Genomic DNA, 7205 nt, shown 5'->3' with positions numbered 1-7205 from the left:
GTTCAAGGCTGGTCGAACTGGCGCGTGAACGCAAACTCCCTTTTGTCGCGCTCGATCTCGATTCGGACGACGACGACGCCGTTGCAGCAATCGGCGTCGACAACATCGCCGGGGCTGGCCTGGCCGCCCGCCACCTGACCGAACTCGGACATCGCCGCTTTGCCGTGCTTACCCTGCCCTGTGCCGACGCAGGCTTCGGCCCTACCACAAGGGAGCAGGTGGAAATGGCCCTCTACTCGGCTACGCGCGACCGCTTGCGTGGCTATTTCGCCGAACTCTCCCGGGTCGGCGTCGACGTCTCGCGCGTGCCGATCTACGAAACCGTCAATGACGAGAAGAGCGTTTGGGCCGGCCTCGACCATATTTTCGCCGGTGCCGAGACGCCGACAGCCATTCTGGCGATGTCCGACAGGATGGCGCTCCATGCGCTGGACTGGCTGCGGCAGCACGACATTGCGGTGCCGGGCGATGTTTCGGTCGTCGGCTTCGACGGTGTTCCGGAGGGGGCGGTTTCCAAGCCGCCGCTGACCACGATCGTCCAGCCGATCGCCGAGATGGGCCGCCTTGCCGTCAAGGCGATCCTTGAAAATGACGGTTCGTTCAGCCGGCAATCGCTGCCGGTCCAACTCGTGGTGCGAGCCTCATCCGGCCCCTCGCCCGCCTGAGCTCAACGGCCCATTCTTGTCGCCATGGCCGGCATCGCGAAGGATGCAGCATGGACGGGCGGTGCGGCGTTGTGAGCCGGCCTGCTTTTGCCGGACCAGCCAAGGCCCGATAGCCATTCGAGATAGTAGGCGAGCGCGAACTGCATGACGATGCCGGCCGATATCAACAGGCTGTCATAGGCAAATCCGCCCGGATTGATCAGCTTCAGCACTTGCGCCGCCATTGCAAGCACCGTGCCGGCAATGAAAATCGGCAGCGATCGTTTGCCCAATATGGCAAGCGGATGATCGCGTCCGGTGCGAAACAGGTTCGAGACCGCCGGGAATGCCACGATCAGGTAGCTCACCGCCAATATATGCAGCAGCCTCGGCAGCGACAGGAACGTCTTGTCGAAGCCGGTCAGCACCGGAGGCAGGCCAAACCAGGAGATATGCCCCCAAAGCGGGCTGTGCACCCAGACCAGTGCCACAGCGGTGTAGGCCAAGGCCGCGCCAACCAGCCAGCGATTGACCGGGATGGTACCGCCGCGACGCACATGCAATGCACCTGCCAGGCCGATGTTGAAAAGGAACTGCCACGACAGCGGGTTGAGAAACCAGAAGCCGGGCTCGGGATAGTTGGGCGGAGCAATTTGATAAACCCCCGCGACCAGCCACAGGGCGCCGGAGGCGACCAGTGCCAAGACCGGCCGATAGCTGACAATGAGCAGGAACACCGGCGTCAGCAAGAGCAGCACCGCATAGACGGGCAGTATGTTGTTGTAGCCGAGTTGGTGGCCGAGCGTCACGATGCCGATCAGCACCTGCGGCGTATTCTTGATCAACGGCTCGATGTTGATCATCGTCAAAAGCTCCGGCCGCCTGGCAAACACCGCCGCAGCGCAGAACATGGCCATCACCACCATGGTGGTGACGATGTGGGTGGCATAAAGCACACCGGCGCGGCGCAACATCTTCAGGGTTGCCAGCAGCCGGTTTCCAGGTTGGAATTTCCTGCCATAGGCAAGTGCGACCGAGATGCCGGAGATCAGCACGAAGACTTCCGCCGCATCGGAAAAGCCGAAATTCTTGTAGGTCAGATACTCGAAGGCGGTACCTGGCACATGGTCGACATAGATGGTCAGCAAAGCGAGAGCACGGAGCACGTCTATGCGCGTGTCGCGCTCAGTGCGATCGGGGACACGCGCATCGCGGTCCGAGACACGCGAATCGCGGTCCGGGGAAATCTGGGTGGTCATCGACAAAAAGGCCTCAAAGCTGGTTGTTCATGCCGAGCAATGCGACCCCCGGCGCACCGCTTCGATTCCTCCCGAAGGAATGTTATCGGCGGAGAAACGGACTGTAATGCGCCCGGTTCAATCAACTTTCGCGGAGCTTGAAAATATTGCGTTTTGAAGCCGGCAAATTGAGCGAAACCTCATATAATCAAGAGGATGCGCGATGATCGAAGAGACCTCACAAGATGGTGCGCAGCGGCGTGATCTGGCCTTCAGCTACCGGCTTTACAGCCCGGCGGATTCAACCGGCGAATGTCTCTTCCTGCTGCATGGATCGGGTGTCGACGAGACGACATTGGTGCCGCTGGCACGAGAGATCGCACCGCGGGCCAAGCTGATCGCGGTGCGTGGCCGCATTGTCCAGGAGGATGGTTTCCGCTGGTTCGCGCGCATCACGCCGACGCGCTTCGAACAGCACAGCATCCGCACCGAGACCGATGCCTTTGCGGGCTTCGTCGCCGACGCGGCCACACGCCACCATCTCGATCTCTCACGCGCGACGTTCCTCGGCTATTCGAACGGCGCCAATCTGGTTTCAAGCCTGATGCTGCTGCATCCGGAGCTCGTCGAGCGCGCCGCGCTGCTGCGGCCGATGCCGGTGCTCGATCACGTGCCGGCGACGGATTTGTCAAAGGTGCGCGTCCTGATGATCGCCGGCGCCGCGGATCTCACCTATTCGCCCTTCGCCCCTGCTCTGGTGACATTGCTCAGCCAGCATGGCGCCGAGATCGACGCCCGGATTGTCCCATCAGGTCATGAATTCGGCAGCGCCGACGCCGCAATCGTCAGACAATGGCTGTCGGGATCCGCGGCGGTGGCGCAGGCAAGCTGACAGGCTCGCCGCCACGACCAGCCGGCCTACCCTCGTCCCATCCTGTTCCAGGCGTCCAGCCCTGCAATCTTGTAGGCTTCGGCGAGCGTCGGATAGTTGAAGGTGTTGTTGACGAAGAAGTCGACGGTGCCGCCGAGATTGATCACCGCCTGGCCGATGTGGATGAGCTCGGTGGCGCCCTCGCCGATGATGTGCGCGCCGAGCAGACGGCGCGTTTCGACCGAGAACAACAGTTTCAGGAAGCCGGTGTTGACGCCCATGATATGGCCGCGCGAGGTCTCGCGAAAGCGCGCCACGCCGATCTCATAGGCCGCACCGCTTTCACGCACCTGTTCCTCGGACTGGCCGACCGTCGAGATTTCCGGCACCGCATAGATGCCATAGGGGAATGTTTCCGGTGGCGGCGGCAACGGCACGCCGAAGGCATGGCAGGCCGCCACCCTGCCCTGCTCCATCGAAGTCGAGGCCAGGCTCGGAAAGCCGATGACGTCGCCGGCGGCGTAGATGTTCGGCACGCTGGTCTGGAACGTATGCGGATCGACCTTGATGCGCCCTCTGGAGTCGGCGTCGATTCCCACGACATCGAGGCCCAGGTTGCCGACATTGCCGGTGCGGCCGGCGGCGTAGAGCACGACCTCTGAACGAATGGTGCGGCCATCGGCCAGTTCCACCTCGGCGGCATCAGGCTTGGAGCGGATTTCCTTCACCGCGCTGCCCAGCCGGATGGTCATGCCGCGATCGCGCATCTGGTGGATGAAATCGTCGACGATCTCGCGGTCGACGAAATCGAGGATGGAGTTGCGCGGCTCGACCAAGGTTACCGGCACGTCGAGCGCGGAAAAGATCGTTGCATATTCGACCCCGATGACGCCGGCGCCGATCACCGTCAGCGTGCGCGGCAAGCGGTCGAGTTCCAGCATCTCGTCGCTGTCGAAGATTCGGGTCTTGTCGAAAGGCACATCGCGCGGCCGGTGCGGCCTGGTGCCGACCGCGATCAGCGCATTAGCAAAACCGACCTCGCTGTAATCGCCGGTGTCGGTGGTCAGGCTGACCTTGTTGGGGCCAAGGAATTTCACCGCAGCCCGGGCGCTCTTGACCGTGTTGCGCATGAACTGGTGCTGCAGCACCTCGACCTCATGGTCGAGCGTCTTGTGCAGGCGCTCGACCAGATCGCCGACCGAGATATCCTGCTTGACCCGGTAGCCGCGCCCGTAGAAGCCGCGCTCACGCCAACCCGAAAGGTTGAGCACCGTTTCGCGCAGCGTTTTCGACGGGATGGTGCCGGTATGCACCGAGACACCGCCCAGACGCCGGCCGCGATCGACCACCAGCACCGATTTGCCGAGCTTGGCCGACTGCACCGCGGCCCGGCGACCGGAAGGGCCGCTGCCGATGACCAGCATGTCGTAGTCCATATTGCCCCGTCCCCTGCCATGTGCGCTTTTGCTGCGCCGCAGCAAGCTAATGCTATCCGCGCCGCAAATTCAACCGGTTCAGATTGCGCCTGGCGCCTTGAAGGCCGGCGCACCGCAAGAAGCCCGATCTTGATTCCGCCACAGGCCTTCACCATTTCATGGCTGAGCGGTCCGCACCCTATGTCGGACCTTGTTACGAGGAAATGACATGAACGCGCGCGTTCTCGACGGCGAAATCATCACCAGCAGGCTCGACGATGTCAGGGCCTATGACGGCGTGCGCACGAAGCGCATCCTGGCTTTCGTGATCGACTATGTCATCGTCGCGCTGCTTACCATTCCGTTTGCCATTCTGGTGTTCTTCCTCGGGCTTTTGACCCTCGGGCTTGGCTGGATGCTGTTCGGTATCCTGTTGCCGACTGTGGCCATCCTCTACATCTGGAACACGCTGGGCAGCACCGACCAGGCCACCACGGGCATGAAGATGATGGGCATCCGGCTCGACCGGCTCGACGGCAGGCCGATCGACGGCCTCACCGCGGTCGTCCATTCGGTGCTGTTCTGGGCCGGCAACGTCATCCTGTCGCCGCTCGTCCTGCTGGTGACGCTGTTTTCCGACCGCAAGCGCACCTTGCACGATCTTTTGCTTGGCACGGTCGTCAGCCGCACGGACCGCTGAAACGGCCCTCTGAAGAGCAGTCGCAACCGATTGAGCACAAATGTGAAGGCGTCGAGTCGACCACGCCCACATAATCCTGTTGAATTTTTCGCCGTCCGCGCCAAAGGTAGAGCGATTCGAAGGAGTGTTTCCAAGGCTCGATGACGCAGCATCCGACCCAGTCGCCGCAGTTCTTCCTGACCGCGCCGTCGCCGTGCCCCTATCTCGACGGCCAGTTCGAGCGCAAGGTGTTCACGCACCTGGTTGGCGACAAGGCGGCGGAGATGAACGACCTCTTGACCCAAGGCGGCTTCCGGCGCTCGCAGAACATCGCCTACAGGCCGGCCTGCGAGACCTGCCGCGCCTGCGTTTCGGTACGCATCCTCGCCCAGGAATTCGTCGCCAGCCGCAACATGAAGCGCGTGCTGCAGCACAATTCCGATCTCGTCGGCCACATGCACAATGCCGAGCCTTCGACCGAACAATATTCCCTGTTCCGCAGCTATCTCGATGCCCGCCACCGCCGTGGCGGCATGTCCGACATGACGGTGCTCGACTATGCGATGATGGTCGAGGATACCCATGTCGACACCAAGGTGATCGAGTATCGGCGGCGTGGACCAGACACGTTCATCACCGGCAAGGGACAGGGCGAGCTGATCGCGGTGGCGCTCACCGACAAGATGGCCGACGGCCTGTCGATGGTCTATTCCTACTTCAATCCCGATTTCGAGGAACGGTCGCTCGGCACGTTCATGATCCTCGACCACATCGCCCGCGCCAGGGCGATGGGCCTGCCCCATGTCTATCTCGGCTACTGGGTCAACGGCTCGCGCAAGATGAATTATAAGATGCGCTTCATGCCGCAGGAGCATCTCGGCCCGAAGGGCTGGGAGCGCTACACCAACGAAGCGGTCGCGCGCTGATTACTCTTTCCCAAGTCCGGGCTTAAACATTTTCAATCGAGACGATGCTGGTCTTTCCGCTGGTTGGCGGAGAGCGTGCGATTGCGCCGGTCCGCCATCCTCTCCCGAATTCATTGTGAAAGTCGCTGCATGTCGTCTCACGATACTCACACCAAAGGACTTCTGCTCACCGCATTTGGCGGGCTGACGCTGACCGTGGACATCCCGCTGATCCGGCTCGCCCACGGCGAGGCATGGACAATCCTGCTGCTGCGCACCGGCTGCACCTTGGCCGCGGCACTGATCATGTGGACCATCTGGCGCTCGTTCAGCAAGAATGCGCCGCAGCTGATACCTGGCTGGTCGGGCCTGATCGTTGCCGCGATCTACGGGCTCGGCGCGATTGCGTTCATCACAGGCGTCTACAACACCTCGACCGCCAACCTGGTGTTCATCCTGGCCTTCACAACCATGTTCGCCGCGCTGCTTTCATGGGTGTTCCTGAAGGAGCGGCCGCGGCCGCTGACCCTTGCGGCATTGGCCATGATGATTGTCGGCGTCGTCATCATCGTCGGCGATTCCGTTGGCACCGGACATCTGTTCGGCGACCTGATGGCGTTGTGTTCGGCCTTCCTGATCGCCTGCGCCATCACCATCTCGCGCGCCAGCGGCAAGGATATGGGCTTTACCTCACTGATCGGCGTCGTCCTGCCCTTCGGGCTGGCGGCGTTCATGGTCTCCAACACCGGCTTTCAGGTGGAGGCGCCCTGGTGGATCATCCTCAACGGCGCCGTCGTCATGCCGATTGCGTTCTTCTGCCTTGCCGCCGGGCCGAAATACATTTCGGGCCCTGAAGTGGCGATGTTCTACCTGCTCGAAACCGTGCTGGCGCCGGTCTGGGTGTGGATGATCTTTGCCGAAACACCGACGCGCAACAGCCTGATCGGCGGCGCGATCCTGATCGTCACGCTGATCGCGCATTCGCTGTGGCAGCTTCACGAGGGACGCAAGCGGCGTGGCGACCTTGCGGTGCAACATCCGGTCTAAGGCGCGTTGAGATCAGGCGCTGGCCTTCTTCGCCACGTCGGGTTCCGGCAGGACCTCGATTTGCGGACCGGCTTCGATTTCGGCTGGCGAGCCCGGGACGACTTCATCGGCCATTTCCACCTCGCGAAGCCATTCGCGCCAGATCGCGACCAGCAGGGCCATCAGCACCGGGCCGATGAACAGACCGAGAAACCCCATGGTCTTGACGCCGCCGATCAGGCCGAAAAACGTCGGCAGGAAGGGCAGTTTTATCGGCCCGCCGACGAGCTTCGGGCGCAGTGTCTTGTCGACGATGAACAGTTCGACCGCACCCCAGAGGAACAGTGCCAGCCCGGCCATCGGCGAGCCGCTGGCGGCCAGATAGATCGAGACCAGCGTGAACGACAGTGGCGCACCGCCAGGGATC

General features: G+C 62.3%; 9 protein-coding genes. 6 read left to right on the top strand and 3 right to left on the bottom strand.

Translation table 11 applies throughout. The features are described from left to right. On the top strand, nt 1-665 hold a 665-nt coding region (locus EN893_RS11785), incomplete at its 5' end, for a substrate-binding domain-containing protein (protein ID WP_164900808.1). 2 nt (nt 666-667) lie between these two features. Here EN893_RS11785 and EN893_RS11780 read toward each other — a convergent pair. Next, entirely contained in the window at nt 668-1903 is a 1236-nt protein-coding gene (locus EN893_RS11780) for an OpgC family protein (protein WP_127273590.1), read from the bottom strand. Between EN893_RS11780 and EN893_RS38035 the strand changes: the two genes are divergently transcribed. After that, a complete protein-coding gene (locus EN893_RS38035) occupies nt 1896-2060 on the top strand; it encodes a hypothetical protein (protein ID WP_164749024.1) in 165 nt (54 codons plus the stop codon). The genes EN893_RS11780 and EN893_RS38035 overlap by 8 nt on opposite strands. 45 nt (nt 2061-2105) lie before the next feature. Further along, on the top strand, nt 2106-2774 hold the full coding sequence (locus EN893_RS11775; protein WP_127267509.1) for an alpha/beta hydrolase: 669 nt from the start codon (nt 2106-2108) through the stop codon (nt 2772-2774). 26 nt (nt 2775-2800) lie between these two features. Here EN893_RS11775 and sthA read toward each other — a convergent pair whose 3' ends face one another. After that, nucleotides 2801-4189, bottom strand: a complete 1389-nt coding sequence (gene sthA / locus EN893_RS11770) for a Si-specific NAD(P)(+) transhydrogenase (protein ID WP_127267508.1) — start codon at nt 4187-4189, stop codon at nt 2801-2803. A 208-nt stretch (nt 4190-4397) separates the two neighbouring features. Between sthA and EN893_RS11765 the strand changes: the two genes are divergently transcribed. The 3 genes from EN893_RS11765 (at nt 4398) to EN893_RS11750 (ending at nt 6799) form a co-directional block, all read left to right on the top strand. Then, a complete protein-coding gene (locus EN893_RS11765; protein ID WP_127267507.1) occupies nt 4398-4868 on the top strand; it encodes an RDD family protein in 471 nt (156 codons plus the stop codon). Nucleotides 4869-5008: 140 nt separating this feature from the next. Further along, nucleotides 5009-5773 carry an arginyltransferase gene (locus EN893_RS11755; RefSeq protein WP_023810205.1) on the top strand — a complete coding sequence of 255 codons (765 nt, stop codon included), beginning with the start codon at nt 5009-5011 and terminating at the stop codon, nt 5771-5773. Between the two features lie 129 nt (nt 5774-5902). Beyond that, nucleotides 5903-6799: a DMT family transporter gene (locus EN893_RS11750; protein ID WP_127267506.1), complete on the top strand. Its 897-nt coding sequence runs from the start codon at nt 5903-5905 to the stop codon at nt 6797-6799. 12 nt (nt 6800-6811) lie between these two features. On the opposite strand, the gene EN893_RS11745 is transcribed toward EN893_RS11750, so the two are convergent. Beyond that, on the bottom strand, nt 6812-7205 hold a 394-nt coding region (locus EN893_RS11745; protein ID WP_128361547.1), incomplete at its 5' end, for an AI-2E family transporter.

Source organism: Mesorhizobium sp. M7A.F.Ca.CA.004.04.2.1, assembly GCF_004022825.1.
Classification (GTDB): domain Bacteria; phylum Pseudomonadota; class Alphaproteobacteria; order Rhizobiales; family Rhizobiaceae; genus Mesorhizobium.
Note: the sequence above shows the minus strand (reverse complement) of the source record. Positions and strands in the feature narration are given on the sequence as shown.

Excerpts from the sequence above, each read along its gene's own strand:
- EN893_RS11780 (WP_127273590.1), bottom strand. The coding sequence starts at position 1,903 with ATGACCACCCAGATTTCCCCGGACCGCGATTCGCGTGTCTCGGACCGC.
- EN893_RS11750 (WP_127267506.1), top strand. The coding sequence starts at position 5,903 with ATGTCGTCTCACGATACTCACACCAAAGGACTTCTGCTCACCGCATTT.
- EN893_RS11765 (WP_127267507.1), top strand. The coding sequence starts at position 4,398 with ATGAACGCGCGCGTTCTCGACGGCGAAATCATCACCAGCAGGCTCGAC.
- EN893_RS11775 (WP_127267509.1), top strand. The coding sequence starts at position 2,106 with ATGATCGAAGAGACCTCACAAGATGGTGCGCAGCGGCGTGATCTGGCC.
- EN893_RS11755 (WP_023810205.1), top strand. The coding sequence starts at position 5,009 with ATGACGCAGCATCCGACCCAGTCGCCGCAGTTCTTCCTGACCGCGCCG.
- sthA (WP_127267508.1), bottom strand. The coding sequence starts at position 4,189 with ATGGACTACGACATGCTGGTCATCGGCAGCGGCCCTTCCGGTCGCCGG.